The sequence below is a fragment of the Saccharopolyspora phatthalungensis genome, from assembly GCF_014203395.1.
In the GTDB taxonomy this organism is placed as follows: Bacteria; Actinomycetota; Actinomycetes; order Mycobacteriales; family Pseudonocardiaceae; genus Saccharopolyspora; species Saccharopolyspora phatthalungensis.
Map to the genome: position 1 here is coordinate 142,428 of NZ_JACHIW010000003.1, position 20,535 is coordinate 162,962.

General features: G+C 66.6%; 14 protein-coding genes. 9 read left to right on the forward strand and 5 right to left on the reverse strand.

Features of this window, described 5'->3' with window-relative positions:
* The first annotated feature begins 4 nt into the window (after positions 1 to 4).
* The 3 genes from BJ970_RS35980 to BJ970_RS35990 are packed head-to-tail and all read left to right on the forward strand — an operon-like array spanning position 5 to position 4,262.
* Positions 5 to 1,387, forward strand: coding sequence for an aspartate aminotransferase family protein (locus BJ970_RS35980; protein ID WP_376775191.1), 1,383 nt, complete (start codon positions 5 to 7; stop codon positions 1,385 to 1,387).
* 53 nt (positions 1,388 to 1,440) lie between these two features.
* Positions 1,441 to 2,889, forward strand: a complete 1,449-nt coding sequence (locus BJ970_RS35985; RefSeq protein ID WP_184733062.1) for an aldehyde dehydrogenase — start codon at positions 1,441 to 1,443, stop codon at positions 2,887 to 2,889.
* A 14-nt stretch (positions 2,890 to 2,903) separates the two neighbouring features.
* Positions 2,904 to 4,262, forward strand: a complete 1,359-nt coding sequence (locus BJ970_RS35990) for a class-II fumarase/aspartase family protein (RefSeq protein ID WP_184732902.1) — start codon at positions 2,904 to 2,906, stop codon at positions 4,260 to 4,262.
* A gap of 169 nt (positions 4,263 to 4,431) precedes the next feature.
* Here the strand turns inward: BJ970_RS35990 and BJ970_RS35995 are convergent, their stop codons facing one another.
* Positions 4,432 to 5,649 carry an erythromycin esterase family protein gene (locus tag BJ970_RS35995; protein WP_184732904.1) on the reverse strand — a complete coding sequence of 406 codons (1,218 nt, stop codon included), beginning with the start codon at positions 5,647 to 5,649 and terminating at the stop codon, positions 4,432 to 4,434.
* Between the two features lie 559 nt (positions 5,650 to 6,208).
* On the opposite strand from BJ970_RS35995, the gene BJ970_RS36000 reads away from it, so the two are divergent.
* From BJ970_RS36000 to BJ970_RS36010, 3 genes are all read left to right on the forward strand, one after another.
* Positions 6,209 to 8,326 (forward strand): AfsR/SARP family transcriptional regulator, encoded by a 2,118-nt coding sequence (locus tag BJ970_RS36000; protein ID WP_312864653.1) that lies wholly within the window; start codon positions 6,209 to 6,211, stop codon positions 8,324 to 8,326.
* Positions 8,327 to 8,797: 471 nt separating this feature from the next.
* The gene (locus BJ970_RS36005) at positions 8,798 to 10,369 is read left to right on the forward strand and encodes an FAD-dependent monooxygenase (RefSeq protein ID WP_184732908.1); all 1,572 of its coding nucleotides are present in this window, start codon (positions 8,798 to 8,800) and stop codon (positions 10,367 to 10,369) included.
* A gap of 187 nt (positions 10,370 to 10,556) precedes the next feature.
* The gene (locus BJ970_RS36010; RefSeq protein WP_184732910.1) at positions 10,557 to 12,197 is read left to right on the forward strand and encodes an L-lactate permease; all 1,641 of its coding nucleotides are present in this window, start codon (positions 10,557 to 10,559) and stop codon (positions 12,195 to 12,197) included.
* A 109-nt stretch (positions 12,198 to 12,306) separates the two neighbouring features.
* Here the strand turns inward: BJ970_RS36010 and BJ970_RS36015 are convergent, their stop codons facing one another.
* Complete coding sequence (locus tag BJ970_RS36015) at positions 12,307 to 12,594, reverse strand: acyl carrier protein (protein ID WP_184732912.1); 288 nt, start codon at positions 12,592 to 12,594, stop codon at positions 12,307 to 12,309.
* 259 nt (positions 12,595 to 12,853) lie between these two features.
* Between BJ970_RS36015 and BJ970_RS39795 the strand changes: the two genes are divergently transcribed.
* The gene (locus tag BJ970_RS39795; protein WP_184732915.1) at positions 12,854 to 13,222 is read left to right on the forward strand and encodes a DUF6086 family protein; all 369 of its coding nucleotides are present in this window, start codon (positions 12,854 to 12,856) and stop codon (positions 13,220 to 13,222) included.
* A gap of 346 nt (positions 13,223 to 13,568) precedes the next feature.
* On the opposite strand, the gene BJ970_RS36025 is transcribed toward BJ970_RS39795, so the two are convergent.
* From BJ970_RS36025 to BJ970_RS36035, 3 genes are read right to left on the reverse strand one after another with little or no spacing between them, the layout of a single operon-like run.
* Positions 13,569 to 14,825 carry a M20 family metallo-hydrolase gene (locus tag BJ970_RS36025; RefSeq protein ID WP_184732917.1) on the reverse strand — a complete coding sequence of 419 codons (1,257 nt, stop codon included), beginning with the start codon at positions 14,823 to 14,825 and terminating at the stop codon, positions 13,569 to 13,571.
* Positions 14,822 to 16,000 carry a M24 family metallopeptidase gene (locus BJ970_RS36030; protein ID WP_184732919.1) on the reverse strand — a complete coding sequence of 393 codons (1,179 nt, stop codon included), beginning with the start codon at positions 15,998 to 16,000 and terminating at the stop codon, positions 14,822 to 14,824. The genes BJ970_RS36025 and BJ970_RS36030 overlap by 4 nt, the downstream gene beginning before the upstream one ends.
* Before the next feature lie 9 nt (positions 16,001 to 16,009).
* A complete protein-coding gene (locus BJ970_RS36035; RefSeq protein WP_184732921.1) occupies positions 16,010 to 17,326 on the reverse strand; it encodes an MFS transporter in 1,317 nt (438 codons plus the stop codon).
* Between the two features lie 212 nt (positions 17,327 to 17,538).
* Here BJ970_RS36035 and BJ970_RS36040 point away from each other — a divergent pair, with 212 nt between their 5' ends.
* Positions 17,539 to 18,231: a GntR family transcriptional regulator gene (locus BJ970_RS36040; RefSeq protein WP_184732923.1), complete on the forward strand. Its 693-nt coding sequence runs from the start codon at positions 17,539 to 17,541 to the stop codon at positions 18,229 to 18,231.
* Positions 18,231 to 20,189, forward strand: a complete 1,959-nt coding sequence (locus BJ970_RS39800) for a diaminopropionate ammonia-lyase (RefSeq protein ID WP_184732925.1) — start codon at positions 18,231 to 18,233, stop codon at positions 20,187 to 20,189. The genes BJ970_RS36040 and BJ970_RS39800 overlap by 1 nt, the downstream gene beginning before the upstream one ends.
* Positions 20,190 to 20,535 lie beyond the last annotated feature (346 nt).

Below are 20,535 nucleotides of genomic sequence, written 5' to 3' on the forward strand. Positions count from 1 at the left end.
CCTCATGGACATCAGCGCCGACCGCGCATCGGCTGATGCCACCGCCGCGCGAGACCACCTGTGGATGCACTTCGCCCGTCTCGATCAAGGGCGACAGGCTCCGATCCCGATGATCACCCGCGCCGAGGGCGTCCATCTGTATGACGAGCGAGGCCGCCGGATCCTCGACGGGCTCTCCGGGCTGTTCGTGGTGCAGGCAGGGCACGGGCGCCGAGAACTCGCCGAGGCCGCCGCACATCAGGCCGAAACGCTCGCGTACTTCCCCGTCTGGGGCACCGCCACGCCACCCGCGGCGCGGCTCGCCGAGCGACTGGCGCACGAAGCACCAGGCTCCGGGAACCGGGTTTTCTTCACCACCGGCGGCGGGGAGGCCGTGGAGTCGGCCTGGAAAGCCGCCAAGCAGTACTTCAAGCTCACCGGGAAACCCCTCAAACACAAGGTCATCAGCCGCGCCCTCGCCTACCACGGAACTCCACAAGGGGCACTCGCGATCACCGGACTACCCGCCATGAAAAAGGACTTCGAGCCACTCACGCCCGGCGGACACCGCGTGCCCAACACCAACGCCTACCGCCACCCAGAGTTCGGCAATGACCACGAGACGTTCGGGCGCTGGGCGGCCGACCGGATCGAGGAAGCCATCCTCTTCGAAGGAGCCGACACGGTCGCCGCGGTGTTCCTCGAACCCGTCCAGAATTCCGGTGGCTGCTTCACCCCGCCGCCCGGTTACTTCACGCGCGTCCGGGAAATCTGCGACCGGCATGACGTCCTGCTGGTCTCCGACGAGGTCATCTGCGCGTTCGGCCGCCACGGCGCGACCTTCGCCTGCGACAAGTTCGGCTACGTCCCCGACATCATCACCTGCGCGAAAGGCATGACCTCCGGCTACAGCCCGATCGGCGCGATGATCGTCAACGAGCGCGTCATCGAACCCTTTCTGCGCCCCAAGGTCAGTTTCGCGCACGGCTACACCTTCGGCGGACATCCAGTCTCGGCCGCGGTCGCCCTGGCCAACCTCGACCTCATCGAGCGCGAGGGCCTCAATCAGCGCGTCCTTGACCTCGAAAGCACCTTCGAAGCGACCCTGAGGCGGCTGCTCGACCTCGACATCGTCGGCGACATCCGCGGCGACGGCTACTTCTGGGCCATCGAACTGGTCCGGGACAAGGCCAGCCGCGAGACGTTCTCGCCCGCGCAACGCGAACGCCTAGTGCACGAATTCCTGCCCGGCGCGATGCTCGACAACGGCCTGTACTGCCGCGCCGCCGACCGCGGTGGGGACGTCGTCATCCAGCTCGCGCCGCCACTTATCAGCGGTCCGGCCGAATTCGACGAAATAGAGCAGATCCTTCGCCACACCCTCACCCAGGCCCAGGCCATTCTGTGACCTCACGGAAAGAACAGGAAAAAGAACCAGTGGTCGAACTCGAGAACTTGCGGATGCTCATCGCCGGAGAACCGGTCGCCGCGATCTCAGGGAAGACCTTCGAGTCCCAGAACCCCTACACCGCCCGACCCTGGGCCATGATCCCCGACGGCGGTCCCGACGACGTCGACGCCGCCGTCGCCGCCGCGCGCGCCGCACTCGACGGCGAGTGGAGCCGAATGACCGGGTTCGACCGCGCCGCCTGCCTGCGCCGCCTCGCCGACCTCATCGCCGCGAACGCCGAGCGACTGGCCACCTTCGAGGTCAACGACTCGGGCAAGCTGTACCGGGAAATGCTCGACCAGCTCCGCGCTCTCGGCGGCTGGTACCACTACTACGCCGGGCTGGCCGACAAGATCGAGGGGCGCCAGATCCCTGCCCCGAACCCGGACTACCTCGTCTACACCCGCCGGGAACCGGTCGGAGTCGTCGCCGCGATCACCCCGTGGAACTCCCCGCTGATGCTGCTGAGCTGGAAGCTCGCACCCGCACTGGCCGCAGGCTGCACCGTGGTCGTCAAGCCGTCCGAGCACGCCCCCGGTTCCACCCTGGCCTTCGCGACACTGTTCGAGCAGTCCGGCTTTCCCGCCGGAGTGGTGAACGTCGTCACCGGCCTGTCCCGCACGACCGGAGAGCACCTCGCCTCCCATCCCGGAGTCGACAAGATCGCGTTCACCGGCTCCACGGCCACCGGCCGGGTGGTCGCACGCGCGGCAGCCGAGCGACTCAACCCGGTCACGCTGGAGCTGGGCGGCAAGTCACCGCAAATCGTGTTCCCCGACGCCGACCTGCCGGCCGCCGCCAATGGCCTCGTGGCCGGCGTTTTCGCCGCGACCGGTCAGACCTGCATGGCCGGCTCGCGCCTGATCGTCCACCGGGACGCGCACGACCGGCTCCTGAGCCTGGTCGCCGACCGTGCCTCGCGGATCAAACTCGGCGACCCATTCGATCCGGACACCGAAATGGGCCCGGTAGCCAACGCACCGCAGTACCGGAAAGTGCTCAGCTACCTGTCCACCGCGCGCGACGAAGGCGCCACCGTCGCCTACGGCGGCACCGCCGAGGAGTCCCTTGGCGGCTACTTCATCAGGCCCACCGTCCTGTCCGTCACACCCCAGGCGACCGTGTTCCGCGAAGAGGTCTTTGGCCCGGTGCTCTCCGCCGTCACCTTCACCGACGAGCAAGAGGCGATCCGACTGGCCAACGACACGCCGTACGGGCTGGCGGGCGCGGTGTGGACCAAGGACGTCCACCGCGCCCATCGTGTCGCCGCCCGCATCAAGGCAGGCACGGTATGGATCAACGCCTACCGCACGGTCGCCCCCAGCGTTCCGTTCGGGGGTGTCAAACAGTCGGGCCTGGGACGCGAGAACGGCCAAGCCGCGCTCGACGGATACCTCGAGACCAAATCGGTCTGGGTCGAGCTCACCGGTGACACCCGCGACCCCTTCACCCTCGGATGACCCCAGAAGTGATCATGAACAGCACCGTGTACGACTCGTTCCTGTTCCGCGACCTTTTCGGCACCCCACGGATGCGGGAGGTGTTCAGCGACACCGGCTACGTCAAGCGCATCGTCCGGACCGAGATCGCACTCGCGCACGCGCAGGCCCGCGTCGGCGTCATTCCGCGGCAAGCCGCGGACGCCATCGCCGACAAGGCCGACCTCACCCGGCTCGACCGCGACCGGCTGCAGCGTGAGACCGCGAACGTCGGCTATCCCGTCTTGCCGATCGTCACGCAACTCGCCGAACAATGCGGCGACTCCGGCGGCTACCTGCACTGGGGCGCCACGACGCAGGACATCATGGACACCGCGACGATGCTGCAGTGCGCCGACGGGCTGGCCTTGATCGCCGGGGACCTGGACCGGCTGCGCGTCACACTGCGCCGGCTGGCGGAGAACCACATCGACACCGTCACCGCCGGGCGCACCCACCTGCAGCACGCGCTCCCGGTCACCTTCGGCTACCGGTGCGCCGTGTGGGTGTCCGCGCTCGACCGGCACGCCGAACGCCTCACACAGGTCCAGCAGCGGGCACTCATGGTCCAGTTCGGCGGAGCCGCGGGCACCCTGGCCTCACTCGGCGAAGGCCCCAGCGGACTTGCCACACGCGCCGCGCTCGCCGAAGAACTTGGCCTGCGCGACCCCGCGATCACCTGGCACGTCGCCCGCGACGGACTGGCCGAGATCGTCGGCCTGCTCGCCGCCATCGGCGCCTCGATCGGCAAGATCGGCGCCGATGTCGCGATCATGTGCTCCTCAGAGTTCGGCGAGCTCGCCGAACCGTTCGCGCCCGGCCGCGGGGCCAGTTCGACCATGCCCCAGAAACGCAACCCCATCTCCAGCGAACTGATGGTCGCCGCGGCCAAACTGCTGCGCGACAAGTCGTCGACCATGCTCGACGCGATGATGCAGGATTTCGAGCGCGCCACCGGCCCGTGGCACCTCGAATGGGCAACTGTTCCCGAGGCATTCCTCCTGGCTTCGTCATCGCTGTCCCAGGCCGACTTCGCACTCTCCGGCCTCGAAGTCAACGCCGAACGGATGCGTCACAACCTCGACCTCACCGGCGGTCTCATCGTCGCCGAGGCGGTCATGATGACCCTCGCCCCCGTGCTCGGCCGCCAGGAAGCCCACCACGTGGTCTACGAGGCATGCCGCCGCGCCATCGAAAGCCACACCGATCTCGCATCCGTACTGCTCGGGAATTCCAGGATCGTTGACGAGCTCGGCACCGACAAGATCGAGCAACTGTGCGATCCTCGCGGCTACCTGGGCAGCGCGCACACCATGACCCGCTCGGTCATCGCGGAGCGGGATGTGCGCAAGTGATCGACAGATCACGGAGCACCGCCGATCTGTCGGGTGCGGTCGGACTGGCGGGGGGCGGAGGAGACGGTGGCGAAGCTGATAGCCAAGCAAGTCTTCCCGGTTCGGCGGGGCTGACACATCCCTGTCCGGTCGTTCTGTGAGACGCAGGTGAGAGGACTGCCGACGGCGATCAGGGGGTGAGGATGCTTGGCTTCATGGCAGGTAGGCAGGCGAGTCCGTCGAAGGCAGTCAGGACGTCCACTGGGATGTGGGTGTTGGCGTGGCGGATCGACGTGGGGCCGGCGCTACCGCGGGCGGGTCGCAGGTCGAGCAGTACGGGTTCGTGGTGGGGTGTGGTGGAGGCGATGGCCTGCTCGATGCTGTCTTCGGCGGGTGGGTTCAGTGGGCGGGTCACGACTTCGAATCCGTCTCTGGCGTGGGCGTCGAGGCGTACGTCGGTGGTACTGCCGGTGTGGGCGGTGATGCCCAGCGCCAGATAATCCGTGCCGTAGTCGGCGGCGAGATAGGTGCCAGCCGAAGGGAAGTGGGTTCCTGGCAGCAGCTGCATCGGCACGCGCTGCGCATGAGCGTTGTGCAGCATGAGCACGATCCGCTCGTCGGGGCCGTACAGCGCACGTAGCAGGCGCACGGTCTCGGCCTGGTAGATGTCCCGGGAGGAGGGCAGCCAGGCGGGCCGGTTCGGTTCGCTGAGCGCGGCCAGTTCCCGGAGTTGCTCGTCGAGACGCAACGCCCCGAGCGCGTGATGACGGGCGATTCGATGTGCCTGCCGGTCTGGGCCGGGCGGTAGCGCGTCGAGACGCAGAAGCAGCCTGCTCAAGGAGGTGGTGGCCGCATCGCGTGCCGCCGCACCGAGCTCGGCATACCGAACCGGGGCCAGGCCGTTGTTTGGCGCGGAGTAGGGCTCGGTCGCGGTCATGGCCTCCTCGGCGAACCTGAGCTCGCCGGGGGCATGCGCGGCGAGATAGTCACGCACCCGGCGCAAAGCCGGCAGCGGACAGCCGCCCGAGCCGGGCACGTCGAGACCGGCGAACCGGACCCGGCCACCACCATCGTTGTGTGCGCGCAGCCAGCCCAGCATCTGGCGCATCTCCGCCGAGTCACCGAACCGGAACGTCAAGCCCTCCCGTGCCACCGCGTCCAGGTCCCCAGGCCCGCCGCGGATCCAGTCGTCGACCACCGCGGACTCGGCGAAACCCGACTCGAAGCCCAGCACACCGAATCCCAGCTCTACCACCAGGAATCGCAGGATCTGCTCGCGTAGCTGGGTGAATTCGCGGATATGGTGGTTGTTTTCGCCGATCGCTACCACCCGCGCGTGGCCCACCAGATCGGCAAGACCGGATGGGTCGACAATCGGTAGGCGGCGGACCGACCTCGGCAACGACATGGCTGAATTCCCCTCACATCAACAAGGACTTCGGGAGGCAGCCCGTCGACGGCATCCGGGATACTGTCTCGATCCTGTTCCACCACAGGTGGCCCGTAACCCTTGGGCTCAAGAACGCGAAGCAGGACGCAGAAGCGTCCGCGTGCTCCGTGCGCGCGGACGAGATCACGGTACTGCGCCGCCAGGTAGCGCCCCGCCGCCCTGATCGCAGTAGAAGCGTCACGGCGGTAATCTGCTGCGTACACATCTGCAACTCCCGATCAAGGGTTATGCCGTGATCAGTGGTTCTGCCTTTCTACCAGGCCCGCTGCGGTGCTCACCAAGTGCTCTTTACGCTCGGATCATCGCGCCTGGCCACTTCTTGTCGCCCCGGGTGACTCGACGGTGACACGGGGTTCTGCCAAGGTGTCACCGGACGTAACATGGTCAAGAGCGTTTGCGCTGCCGGCTGGGTCTGGGGGTTCATGGGGCTGTGGAGTGGGAGTTTTCCGTTCTGGGCCCACTGGAGGTTCGCCGCGACGACTGCGAGGTGCCCGTGCGGTCGGGGCAGCAGCGCGTGGTGCTCGCGTCGCTGCTGTTACGTGCCAACCACGTTGTGCCGCTGGATGAGCTGATCGACCGCTTGTGGTGTGAATCCCCTCCCCGGGGGGCACGCAATACACTGCGGGCGTATGTCATGCGACTGCGTCAAAACCTCGGCCTCGATGCCGCGAGCCGAAGCGCTGTGATCGTGACGCATTCTGAGGGCTACGGCATCCAGGTCAAGCGGGAGAGCCTGGACCTGCTGTGTTTCGAGGATCTCATCACCCAATCGGCCCAAGCGGGCGACGCCCAGGATCCGGTGGAGGAATCCCGGATCCTGCGGCGGGCGCTGGCACTGTGGCGGGGGCCTGTGCTGTCGAACGTCGACTCCGAATCGCTGCACCGCGATGTGATTGCCGGGATGACCGAGCGGCGGTTGCAGACGTTGCAGCGCCGTATCGACCTCGATCTGCGACTCGGCAACGAGGACGAGGTCATCCCGGAATTGCAAGCGCTGACCTCCGAGTACCCGCTGCGGGAACGATTCTCGGCGCAACTGATGCTCGCGTTGTACCGCAGCGGGCGCCAAGCCGACGCACTCGACACGTATCGCCAAGTGCGTGACCTGCTCGACACGGAACTGGGTGTCGACCCCGGTGAGGATCTGCAGGAGTTGCACCAAGCGGTGCTTACCGCCGATCCTGCGCTCGCACCGTCGCGAACACCACGCATCACCCTCTCCCGGTCGCAGTCGCCTCCTGCGGTACTTCAGGTACCACCTGATATCCGCGGCTTCGTCGGCCGTGCCGAGCATGTCGACGAGATCACAAAACTGATCACTACGACAGACCCGCAGCAGCAGACGCAGGTCGTCACGCTGTCCGGGCAGCCGGGAGCCGGTAAAACGGCACTGGCTGTCCACCTCGCCCACCGGTTGAAAGATGAGTTTCCAGACGGAGTTCTTTTCCTGGATCTGCGCGGGTACTCCACCGATTCGGAATTGACCGCGCACCAAGCACGGTCGCAGCTGTTGCGCATGCTCGGTCTCTCCCCGGAGGCGATCCCGGCGGCGGCCGAGGATCAGGCTCGGCAGTACCAATCACTGTTGGCGGGCAAGCGACTGCTGCTGGTGCTGGACAACGTGGCCGCACCCGATGGGGTGCGGCCGCTGCTGCCTGCCGAGTCGCGCAGCGCGGTGTTGATCACAAGCCGCGATGAACTCCGCGGGCTGGCCGCACTACACGGAGCACGTTCGGTCCCGGTCGACCCGCTTTCGCCCGAGGAGCCCCAGTATCTGCCCGCCAACATCCTCGGCGTGCAGAAGGTGCAGTTGAGCACTGTGTGGCTATCAGCCACCATCCTGACGATATACGCCGCTGTCTTCGACTCGTCCGGCGCTTACTTCATCGGCTTGCTGCTGATGGGAACGGTCATTGCCATGACCGTGATCGCCCTGGCGATCTCCGGTTGCCGACGTCTCAGGTCCGCCCGGGCGTTCACGACCCCACGGTCACGGAAGCATCTGATAGCCCACTCCCTGACGATGCTTCCACTCCTTGTCGCCGGCTACCCGCTCGCCGAACTCACCACCGACTATCTCGGTCTGTCGGTCAGGTGGCTCGTGCCCGCCTTCGCCACCGCTTTCTACGCCACCGCCGGCATCTTCGGTCTCGTTCCCGCAGGGCGACGCGGACGAATGCTCGCTTCCCCAACGGCCTTGATGGTGACGGGCTCACTGGGCGCGATCACGGCCGGTTTGACCATCGGCGCCCTCGCCCTCTTCGCGGAGCGCGGTCCCGAGACCAGCTGGTCGACTGGCGACAGCGTCGACGGCGCCTACGCCGAAGGCAAGATCCACCAGACCGCACAGGGTGAACTCCAAGTGTCCGGCGAGCTCTTGGACACGGAAGCGAACTATCTGGGTACCAGGCTGCATATCCATGTGCAGTACGCCAATGACTCGGTCAAGAGCTGGAACTCCTACAACCACGGGGGTAAAGGCACCGTCGAACCGATTGGCGGTGCGGAGGGACTTGTCGTTCCTGGGGACATCAAGTCCATCCATGTGACGGCCTGTGCCGCCGACGCCGACGAAACACGACACGTCGTCGTCGACACGAGGTGCGGTGCACCGATCGAGATCTGGAAACGCTGACGAGAGCAACCACCGTTGTGAGCGCGCCTCCGAAACCACAACCACTGCTCGGAGGCGGTGCAGGTCACGGTTCATATGTCCGAGGGCCTGAGAACGGTTGCCGAAAGCCGTAACGCGGGGAGCTATTCCGGGCGGAATGCATAAAACCACAAAAACGACCTTGCCGGAACCCTGCGGGCCGGGTAGGGGAGCGGGTGGATTCAGCGGAGATGGTTTCTCGCCCGAAAAATTGTGCGCATGATCGTCCCTTTCGTCGTCTTCGTAAACGCCGCGCGACCCTACGACCTCGTGCATGATTAGTGATGGCATCGTGCCGATGCTGGCCGAGGCATTTCAGCAACTGGCAACGGAATTGCCCGTTCTGCGTCTCCGGCGGAGGGAGACGTCACGGACCAGGCGTTCCTCTTGCCTACCCATCCGGGATAGCGTTCTTCGCCGTGTTGCTTTCGGCTGGTGTCACAAGGAGTTCTCATGACAGTTGATGTCGTCATCGTCGGCGGCGGCCCCAACGGCCTGATGCTGGCTTGCGAGCTGAGTCTGGCCGGTGTGCGACCGATCGTCTTGGAGCGGCTGCACCAGCGCAGCGCCGAGCCCAAGGCCAATGGAGTCATTGGGCAGGTGGTTCGACTGCTGGATCAGCGCGGATTGTATGAGCGGCTACTCGGCGCGCCCGGAGTACCCGAGCCGATGCCGAGGTTCATCTTCGGGGCCGTGCCACTGGACCTAACCAAACTGGACGCCAATCCCATGTATGGCCTGGGCGTATCGCAGCAGCGTCTGGAGGAGGTGCTGGAGGAACGCGCAGGGGAACTCGGCGTCGAGATACGGCGTGGGCACGAGCTCGTCCGGCTGTCCCAGGACGAGGAGGCAGTGACCGTCCAGGTACGCGGATCGCAAGGCTCGTACCGGATGCGCACCGGCTACCTGGTCGGCTGCGACGGGGGGCACAGCACGGTCCGCAAGCAGGCGGGCATCGCCTTTCCCGGTGTGAGCACGACGAACATCGTCTCCCGCACGGCGCACGTCGTCATCCCTGGGGCGAAGCAGATCGATGGGACCGTCGAAATGGAGGTTCCAGGCCTGGGCCGCATCGGGCTGTACGCCTGGCACCGCACCGAGCGCGGCGCGTATGCGGTCCTGCCGCATGCCTCCGGCGTCCTGACCGTCAGCAGCACCGAATGGCATAGTTCGCCTGTCGATGACGACGCGCCGATGACGATCGATGAACTACAGGCCAGCTTGCATCGGGTGCTCGGCGCGGACATTCCCCTCGCCGCACCGCCGTCTTCCGGTCCGCGCCTGCTGCGCCGACTCGTCGGCCGCAATACCCGACTGGCCGAGACCTATCGCAAGGACCGCGTCCTGCTGGTCGGCGACGCCGCCCACGTCCACTCCGCGGTGGGAGCCCCCGGGCTCAACCTGGGCCTGCAGGACGCTGCCAATCTCGGGTGGAAGCTCGCCGCACAGATCCACGGCTGGTCCCCACCCGGACTGCTCGACACCTACCACACGGAACGGCGTCCGGTCGCCGAGCGGCTGGTCCTGCACTCGCAAGCCCAAACAGCCCTGATGGCACCTGGCGAGGGCATCACGGCACTGCGCGCAGTGTTCGGCGAACTCCTGCAGGACAAAGAAAGCATCCAGCGCATCGCCGACCTGATGGCAGGAACAGACGTCTGCTACCCCACAGAGACTCACCACGAGACACCCACAGCACACCCGCTGGCCGGCCGATTCGCGCCAGAGCTCCGCCTGGACACCAAGGCTGGCCCAACACGGCTCGCCGAGCTCATGCGCAGCACCCGGCCCCTCATGCTCAACCTCGGCGGACTTGCCGATCTGCCCGCCGTGGTCGCCCCTTGGAAAGACCGGGTGGACGTGATCACTGCCCGATGCCCGGACACATCCGCAGCTGCGCTCCTGATCCGCCCGGACGGTTACGTCGCCTGGGCGGCAGCCCCGAACAAGCCGGAGGATCGGTTCGACAGCGCGCTCAAGCAGGCGTTGACCCTATGGTTCGGCACAGGACGTACAACCCGGTAACGGGGACATCGGCCGCGGACCGCCTCGGGAAACCCGCAATCCTCGGCTGACCCACGCCTCGGTCAACGAGACGCCGATACTCGGCCGAGGAGATCGTGTTCGCGGTGATCGCGCGGCATGGGTTGACGGTCCGGCGTTGTAATGGGGGCATGGTGGTGCTCCTGGGGTGGGGCGGGGGGAGGAAACCATGCTCGGGGAAACGTTTTCACAGATTCTTGATCCGTTGTCCAACGTGGTCGCGAGCACCCTGTTGGCCTTGGTGCCCGTGGTTGTGCTGCTGGTGTTGTTAACGGTCTTCAGGCTCGGCGCGTGGCAAGCGGTGAGTATCAGCGCGGTGGTCACGGTCGTCCTGGCCAGCACTGTGTGGCGGGCGCCGTTGACCGAAGCTCTCACCGCTTACGGCCTGGGGGCGGCAACCGGGTTTTGGTCGATCGACTGGATCGTGTTCTGGGGCGTCGTCATCTATAACACGTTGGTCGTCACCGGAGCGTTCAGAACGTTCCAACGCTGGTTGGTCGCGCAGTCCACCGCCGACATCCGAGTGCAGACGCTGCTGATCGCGTGGGCGTTCGGCGCGCTACTCGAAGGTCTGGTCGGATTCGGCTACCCGTGGGCGGTGGTGGCACCGTTGCTGATCGGGTTCGGCATCGCCGACCTCGCTTCGATCCGCGTCGCCGCGCTCGCGAATAACGCGCCGGTTTCCTTCGGCGCGCTGGGCGCGCCGCTCATCGGCTTGGCGGCGGTGACGGGCCTTCCGCTGGCGGCCCTGTCGGCTTCGGTCGGGAAAATTGTCGCGATCCTCGCGCTCGCCCCGCCCTGGCTCCTGATCTACCTCGTCAGCGGCAAGCGGGGCTTGAAGGACGGGTGGCCGCTGGCCATCGTGGGTTCGCTGGGCTACATCGCCGGGCAGTTCCCGACCTCGCAGTACCTCGGGCCCTACCTGCCGGACATCATCGGATCCCTCGTGTGCTTCGCTGCACTGCTGCTTCTGCTGCGGGTCTGGCGGCCGCGCGTCGCGCTGGGATTTGGCGGCAAGGAACTCACCGCGGAAGAGATCGCGGCCCAGCAGGCCAGCGGCACCACCGATGACAGATCCGACACCACGCGCTGGACTCCGATGCAGAGCCTGGTGCCGTTCCTGATCCTCATCGGCGTGGTCGTCGCGTGGACGGGTCCGTGGTCGGTGCTGACCAAGTACGTGCCGTTCAAGCCCGAGGTATCGGCGATATCGTCGTTGTCGCACAAGACCACAAGCGTCTCCTGGGAATTCGCGCCCTTCGTCGCGGGTACCGCCATTCTGGTCTGCTGGCTGCTGACCGCCGCCTACCTGCGTCCCGATGCCGGTCAGCTCCGGCAGGTGTTCCGCAACACGTTCAGGCAGATGTGGGGAGCGTTGCTGGTCGGCCCGCTCATTTTCGGACTCGCCCAGGTCTTCAACTACTCCGGCATGGCCAACTCGATGGCCGAAGGCTTCGCGAAGGTAGGCGTGGCTTTCGTGGTGCTCTCCGCGCTGCTGGGCTGGATCGCGGTCGCGCTTTCCGGCAGCAACACGACGGCCAACGCGCTGTTCGGACAGTTCCAGTACTCGGTGGCGCTGCTGCTGCACGCGCCGGTGCTGCTGTTCCCGTCGCTGAACTCGCTCGGTGCCGAAGTCGGCAAGCCGGTCGCTCCGCAAACCGCCAGTGTCGGCGTGTCAACGACCCGATTCGTGCGGAACGAAGGGGAAGTGATCCGGTACAACATGGGATGGACGCTGGTACTTCTCGTCTACCTCATCGCTATCGGCGTGTTCTTCTACTTCGTCATACCGGGCGCGGTCACGCTGTGATAAGTGGAATGCGGCGTCGAAGCAGACGTCAGGTTCAGTCCGGACGGATATGAAGTTTCATCATCTGCACGTCGAAGGCCAGGTCGTCGGCATCAAACGCTCTGCAACCTCAGCGGGTGGTCCAGCCAAACGATTCGGCGAGGTTGTCCACATAGCCGCGGATGGTGGGGTGGTCGCCGAATGGTGACACCGGTATGTTCTCGTCGAGCTCGGCGCCTAGACTCGCGACGATCTCGATCAGATTCAGCGAATCGAAGCCGAGGCTGAACAGGTCAGCATCGGGGTCGACCAGATGCGGGCCGGTCAGCCCAAGCATGGCAGCGACCTCGCGTCGGATGAAATCCACCACGATCTCGGCCTTTCGCCGGCCATCCGCCGCCTGGAAGCGGCCGCGCATGGTAAGAGCGGGTCGGGCCGGATCACAGTGATTCGCGACGCCACGTTGACGGGAAACTGGTTGCCGCGGGCCGAACCCAATGCCGCTGCAATCGTTTCGTTCTGAAATCCGGCCAGACCGCGCTGGCGAGTTCGGTGGCTTTGACTGGTCCGCTCGGGTGGTTCTGGATACCGGCTTGATCAACTAGGTTGCTGGCGGTGCGCCCTCGTGCAAGGGTCAACGGCTGCTCAGTCGGAAGAGCTGAACGTGGGGGTATGGGGTGGATCAGATCGCGGTGGATTTCCGCGCTCTGGAAGCAGCCGAAGAAGCGCTGCGGCGGGCGGTCGACGAGATCGATGTCCGGCTGTCCGAGCTCGAAGGCGTTGTAGCGCAGCTACTCGGTTCGTGGACCGGTGAAGCTGCCGCCATGGTCGAGATCGACCTGGAAGCATTCGGGCCATTTGTCAGAAAATTGTTCGATGAATACTGTCGCACTTCGAACTTCGTCTTCCGGGAACTGACCCGTGGCGTCCTGGCGCCTTCTTTGGTCATGCTCCAGCGAGCCGGACGCCCTATCGCCGCTCCAACCGACGAGCACCGCTCTTTCCTGGACAGCCTAAATCAGTACGCTCACTCGATGCCACGTTAATGACGATCAAGGTCTTGACCACACGCTCTGGTGCCGCTCGGTTGGCGCGGGCGACTTTTCGCTGTGCCGAGGCCGTCTGCCGATCACAGCACCCGCATGCGCCGAGGAATTCCTCGCTGGCGCCCGTAGCTCCGCGACGCCCAGCGGATCGGGCACATCGACGGCGGCGAACGCCTCTGCACAACAGCAGGGTGGCCACCCATCGCGGGTGACCACCCTGCCGCTTACTGTTCGGCTTTTTCTTGCCGGGCCGCTTGGTTACATGGTGTTGCTCCGCTGTCGCCGCATGTCTGAGGGACGCACCGGCGGCGCCCGGAAGGCACTGGGTGCTTGTGTGCGTTCCCGGTCAGTCGTTGAGCAGCTCGATTGCCACCTCAGCCATGAGTTGTACGCCGAGGGTGCAGTCCTCGGGCAGTGACCACTCCTCTGGGGAGTGCGAGATGCCGTCGTGTTGGCTGCGGACGAACACCATCGCGGTCGGGCAGATCGTGGCGAGTTGCTGTGCGTCGTGCCCGGCGCCGGACCAGAGCCTGCGCGCTGGCAGGCCGTGTTCCTCGATCCGGCCGGCCACCCGGTCCACCATTGCCGGATCGAACGTCGCGGGCGCGGTTCGGGATATTCGTTCGCAGGTGGTCAGCTCGCATCCGTAGGTGAGGGCCACGTCTTCGGCGAGAGGGCGGATTGCGCTTTCGGCCTTCGCGAGCACTGCGTCATCCGGGGCGCGCAGGTCGACTGTCAAGGTCGCCGCTGCCGGCACGACGTTGACCTGTTGCGGGAGGGTGTTCATCGCACCGACTGCCACGGTGAGGCCGGAATGCTCCTCGGCGAGGGCGTGCAGGCGCAGCCGCAGCGCGGCCATGGCCAGTCCGGCGTCCCGGCGCATTTCCATCGGGGTCGCGCCGGCGTGTGCTGCCGCGCCGGTGAGCGTAATCCGGGTCCACGAGGTGCCAACGACTCCGGTGACTGCGGCTACGGCAAGATTTTCCCGGAGCAACACCGGTCCCTGTTCGATATGTGTTTCCAGATATGCGTGCGGCGGGCGGCCGGCCAGCAGCGGCGCGGTGCCGAGCAGCCCGTGCGCGCGCAGTTCGTGCTCGACGGTTTTCCCTTCGGTGTCGGCGATGGCCAGTGCCTCTTCCGGTTCGATTAGTCCGCATGTGACGGACGAACCGAGCAAGTCGCGGCCGAAACGAGTGCCTTCTTCGTCGGTGAACACCGCGACCGCGAGCGACCGGCGCGGCCGGGGACCGGCCGCCACCGCGCGCAGTACTTCTACGGCGCCGAGCACACCGAGGCAGCCGTCAAACCGGCCGGCGTTGACCACACTGTCCACATGGGATCCGAGCAGGACCGGGGGAAGGCTGGGGTCGGTGCCGGGCAGGACCGCGATGGTGTTGCCGATGGCATCGTGGTTGATCTCGCAGCCGGTCTCGGCCAGCCAGGACTCCACCAGGCGTCGGCCCTGCGCGTCCGCCTCGGTAAGCGCCAGCCTGGTGACTCCACCGCCGGTCGCGCTGCCGACCATGGACAGTTCGGCCAACCGCTGCCAGAGCGACTCGCCGTCGATCTCCGGCACGGTGGTGCGGCGGTATGTCCCGGTCATGAGACCACCGTCAGTTCGGGCGCGGCCCTGGTGGTGAGCAGCTCGGCGCCGTGTTCGCGGATGACGATGTTCTCTTCGTGCACCATCATCCGGCCGGGCGCGAACTCCATGCCTGGCTCGATGGCCAGCACGGTGCCCGCTTCCAATACCGTTTCGTCGTCCGGGTGGTTGCTCGGTGGCTCGGTGAGCTGGAGGCCCAGCCCGTGCCCGAGCCTGCCCACGTTGTTGCGTGCCGAGCCGGCCGCGGCCAGTTCGTCGGCCATCACCTTCCACAGGTCGCACACCCGGACCCCCGGACGGGCGGCCGCGATGCCGGCCTCGGTGGCGTGCCACACGGCTTCGTAGGCTCGGCGCACCGCGTCGTCGGCCGTGCCGATCGCCCAGTTGCGGTCGAAGTCGCAGAAGTAGCCGTCGAAGACCGTGCCCGTGTCGATGATGAGCACGTCACCGGTGTCCAGCGCCCGGTCGGTGGGCCCCATGATGATGTTGTCGTAGCCGCCAGGGCCGGACACGCCGATCAGGTAGGGACTGGTGTCGGCGCCCCGCGTAATCAGGTCGGCACGCATCCGCTGCACCACGGCGCGCTCGGTGTCACCCGCCCGGATCAGTTCGGGTACTTGGGCGTAGGCGTCCGAGGCGAGTTGGCAGACGAACCGGATCTTGTCGATCTCCAGCTCGGACTTGACGTGTCGGCAGTACCGGATCACCGCAGAGCCATCGGTGATGGTCACGCCCGCTCGGTCGGCGATCTCCGGCAGTTGTCCTGCAGGCATCCGCAGCTGCAACTCGGGGCCCAGCTCGGCGCCGACGGTGCCGCCCGCGCCGGCCAGCTCGCGCAGGGTGCCGGCGAGCAGACTGACCCCGTCATCGCCGGGGTTCGGCGCGGGCCAGGTGCGCACGTCGGTGACCCAGGTGGCGCGCATGCCCGGCTCGCCGATCTCGGGGATCACCGCGACCGGGGCGCCTGCGGCCGGCACCACCACGTACCAGGGCCGGGTCGGGCTCTCCCAGAACTGGGTGTCGAAGCCAGTGAAGTAGCGCACCTGCTGGGGTGCGGTTACCAACAGGGCGTCCAGGCCGTGCTCGCGCATCGCGCGCTGTGCCCTGGAGGTCCGCTGTTCGAACTCGGCGGCGGGGAAGCCCCGCGGCGGGGTTTTCACGGAAATGGCGGTCATAGCGCCTCCTCACTTTCCGGTGTCGGTCGGTACCGAGCTGGCTTGGTGCAGGTCGTGGTGGCGGGTTTCCGGCGCCATGAGCACCGACACGATCAGCCCGATCACACAGATCAGGCCGGCCAGCAGCATGGTGGCGCCGATACCCATGTGCTCCAGCAGGATCGGAGTGACGAACGTGCCGATGCCGGCGCCGATCCGGCTGACCGTGGTTCCCAGGCCCACTGCGGTGGCCCGAATGGCGGTGGGAAAGAGTTCGTTGGGATAGATCCATTGCAGGATCGTCGGCCCGCCGATAGCGAGCGCGTAGAGCACGAACAGTGTCGCGATCACCGAGATGGGTGCGGTGGGCATCAAGCCGAGAAGCAGCAGCGCGACGGTGGCCACAGCGAAAGGCCAAATGAGCAATGTTCGCCGGTTGAGCCGGTTGGCCACCAGCGTTGCGATCACGCAACCGGCCAGGAAGACCACGCCGATGGCGGCCGAGCCCAGGTTGGCTTGCCTCGGATCGTCGAGATTGAGCGCGCTGAGCAGGGCGGGACCGAAGGCGTAGATGGCGTAGACGGGCCAGAGCGAGCAGGCCCAGAACACCGCGACGAAGACGGTCCGGCGCAGGTAGCCCTTGGAGATCAAACCGCGCAGGCTGGTCTGGCCCGGTTCGGCAGGCAAATCGTCCAGCTCCGCGTCCGGTCCGAGTGCTTTGCGCAGCGCGGCCTTGGCTTCCTCGGTGCGCCCCTTGGACAACAGCCAGCGAGGCGACTCGGGTGTGCCGAAGCGGGCCACCATCAGCACGGCTGCGGGGATCGCGGGAGACAGCAGCATCCACCGCCAAGCGTCCGGGCCGAGCTGGAGTAGCGCCTCGCCGACCAGGTACGCAATGGTGTTGCCTGCCGCCCACATGGTCGTCAGCCAGCCGAGCATGCTGCCTCGGTGCCTGCGCGGGGTGAACTCCGCGAGCAGCGAGGTGGCGATCGGGTAGTCCGCCCCGATGGCCAGGCCCACCACGAAGCGCAGGATGAGCAGCCACACCGGCCCGTCCACGAAGAACTGGGCGGCCGAGCCGATGACGATCATCGCCAGATCGATGGTGTACATCGCCTGCCGGCCGACTATGTCGGTCACGTAGCCGAAGACCAGGCCGCCGAGGAACATGCCCAGCAGCGCGGATGCGGCGAGCAGGCCTTGCCAGAGCGAGTTCAGCCCCCACAGGGGCACCACCTGCGTGAGGGCAAGCCCGATGATGCCGAGAACGTAACCGTCCAGCAGTGGGCCGCCGGCGGAGTAGAGGGTCAACCGGCGGTGAAACCAGGTCAGTGGCGCGTCATCCACGCCCGTTTTTGATGTTCGTCGCCCGGGATCCCGGTGAAAGCGGGTCGTTTCGGCTTGTTCTGTGTCGTGCTGTCGCATGGCACCGCCCTGTCTGTGGGGTGGGTTCAACACATGCGGCAGAACACTAGGGTTGTTCAACAAAGACTGTCAATACGCCGCAATATCCGAAGACAGTCTTGAGTGTTGTTGAACAAAATTGTTAGCGTGTGGGCATGGCTGAAGGCATCGACCTGACGAGCACGACCGCCGACCGCGCGGCGGAGGAGTTGCGCGAAGGCATCGTCACGGGCGCATTGCCGCCCGGCACCCCGCTGCGCGAGGTCACCCTGGCGGCCGAGCTCGGCGTGTCCCGAAACACGCTCCGAGAGGCGCTGCGCCTGCTCACCATGGAGGGGCTGGTGAGCCAGCGGCTGCACAAGGGCGCGGTGGTGAACACCATGTCCGCCGAGCGGATCAGGGACATCTACCTGGTGCGGCGAACTCTCGAACTGCGCGCCGTGGAGGAAAGTGGCGCCGCGACACCGGCCGCACTGGCCGCAATCGACGGTGCGGTGCGGGCAGAAGAGCGAGCCGAACAGACCGGTAACTGGCGCGAAGTGGGCACTGCGAGCCTGCGTTTCCACTGCGCGATCGTGGCCACGCTGGGCAGCCCGATGCTGGACGCGATGTTCCGGGGCGTCACCGCCCAGCAGCGACTGGCATTCGCCGTGGTGGCAGAAGAACGAAGGATCCAGCAGCCCTGGGTGTCGCGGGACCGGGAGATCTGCGATCTCCTCCACGCCGGCTACCGCGCAGCCGCCGGAAGAGCGCTGCGGGAATACCTGGACGACTCGGAACGCGTGGTGCTCGGCCTGGTCGGCGAGGACGACAACGCGACCCTGGACGCGATCAACAAGGAGGCATGATGGGGTCCTACCCAGCCGCATACCAGCCGGGTGCGAACGCCGCGTTCGCTGCCGACCGGGACCTCTACCGGCGTATCGGCAACGCCTCGCCGGATCAGCGCACCCAGGTCGAGTCGTTCATCATTCCGCCTCGCTCCGGGCGGGCCTGGGAGGTGCCGGCCGGCTCGGTCTGCCGGATCATTGCCGTCGATGGCCCGCAGGTCGGCGACCTCAACGTGTGGAACCGGCACAACCCGCGTGAGCGGATGTGGGCGTCGCGAACCCGCCAACTCCAGCGTGCGCACGTGTCCACCTACGACCGCATCTGGTCCACGCTGCCCTATCTGCGGCCACTGCTCACCATCACCGGGGACAGCCTCGAGGGTTACGGCCCGGATGAGCACGGTGGCCGCGTTCACGACCTACTCGGCACCCGGTGCGACCCGTACGTCAACCGGTTGCTCACCGGGGAGGACTTCGATTTCCACTGTCATTCCAACATCACCCGCGCGGTGCTGCCCTACGGGCTGACCGAGTTGGACGTGCACGACGTGCTGAACGTCTTCCAGTGCACGGGGCTCAACGACGAGGACCGCTACTTCATGAAGGCGAGCCCAGCGCAGCGCGGCGACTTCCTGGAGTTCTTCGCCGAGGTCGATCTGCTGTGTGCACTGTCGACCTGCCCCGGCGGCGACTTGAGCATTCCCTTGTGGGGTCCGGACGCGGCCGATCCCAGCGAGGTATGCCGCCCGCTCGGTATCGAGGTGTACCGGATGGACCCTGCCGTGCTCGACGGTTGGACACCACCCGAACTGGCTCCGTACCGCAACATGCACGGCCTAGCCCTGCCCTCCTCCGGCCAGTCTCAAGGCGACGGCTCGTGGTGGGTGCGCGACTCTCCGGCGACCGGCGCTGCGGTCGAGCCCCTGGACACCGCAGCGACCGAGTTCCACCGAACGCTGCCCGGCTACCGGCCCACACCACTGCAGGATTTGCCCGAGCTCGCCGAAAAGTACGGCGTCGGCCGGCTCTGGGCGAAGGTGGAATCCGAGAGGCTGGGCATGCCGTCGTTCAAAATGCTCGGCGCGTCATGGGCATGCTGCCGTGCACTTGCCGACCGCGTCGGCGCCTCGCCGTCCCCGGACGAGCTACGGCCGCGGGTGACCGGGCGGTTCACGCTGATCGCGGCCACCGACGGCAACCACGGCCACGCGGTCGCCCGCACCGCCCGCTGGCTCGGCGTGGCATGCCGGATCTACCTTCCCGAGTCGGTCGGCGCCGCGCGGGCCGGTGCGATCAAAGAAGAGGGCGCGGACGTCATAGTGGTGCAGGGCAGCTACGACGACGCGATCGCGCTGGCAGCAACACAGGAAAACGACAGCACGCTGGTCATCTCCGACACCGCATGGCCGGGCTACGAACAAGTGCCCCGTACGGTGATCGACGGTTACGCCACATTGTTCGGTGAGATCGAAGCACAGCTCCCGGACGGAGAGCTGCCCGATCTCGTGATCGTGCAGGTTGGAGTAGGCGCACTGGCAACGGCCGTCGCGCGCTGGCTGTCCCGGCTGCCGGGCCGCCGCCCCCGCTTGTTGGCAGTAGAACCCACCGACGCGGCCTGCCTGCTGCGTTCGCTGCGGGCAGGCGCGCCGACGGAGGCTCCTCCACCACATCGCTCCGGAATGGACGGCCTGAACTGCGGCAATGTCTCGCCGATCGCCTGGCCGACGCTGGTTGCCGGGATTGACGCGGCACTCGCGGTAGACGACGCTACGGGCGCAGCGGCGGTGGCGGCGCTGCACAGTAGCGGGGTGAGCACCGCGATGACTGGCGCCGCGAGCATCGCTGGCCTGGATCGTCTGACCAGCGACGAGTCGCTCGACTTGCTCCGCCGCCACTTGGACGTCTCGGCGAACACTCGAGTGCTCGTTCTGGTCACCGAGGGGCTACCGCAGGGCTGCGACAAAGTCGTTAGGTGAGCGCGAGTAGCCGGAGGACTTCAATGGAGTAACAGCGCAGCCGAGCAAGGCTACCAACGAAATTCTGGCTCCTAGGTGTCCGCGAACGCCCGCCGCCTTGGTCGAAGTCAGGGGCCCCCGCCCTTCGCCGGGTGAGGCCGGTCCGCGGAAGTCGGCAACCGGAGCAGGCGACCGCAGTGGGGTGTTCCGTCGGCGGCTCTGTCCACTGTGGTCATGACGGAAGCCGTAGCCCATGCGGGTTTCGGTGAGCAGGTGTCGCCGCTGGTCGGGGCTTGTTTCGAGTTTCGGCGCAGACGATAAGGTCGGGGTGCCAGTCGGCGGCGCAGCGCAGTGCGGCGATGCCGTC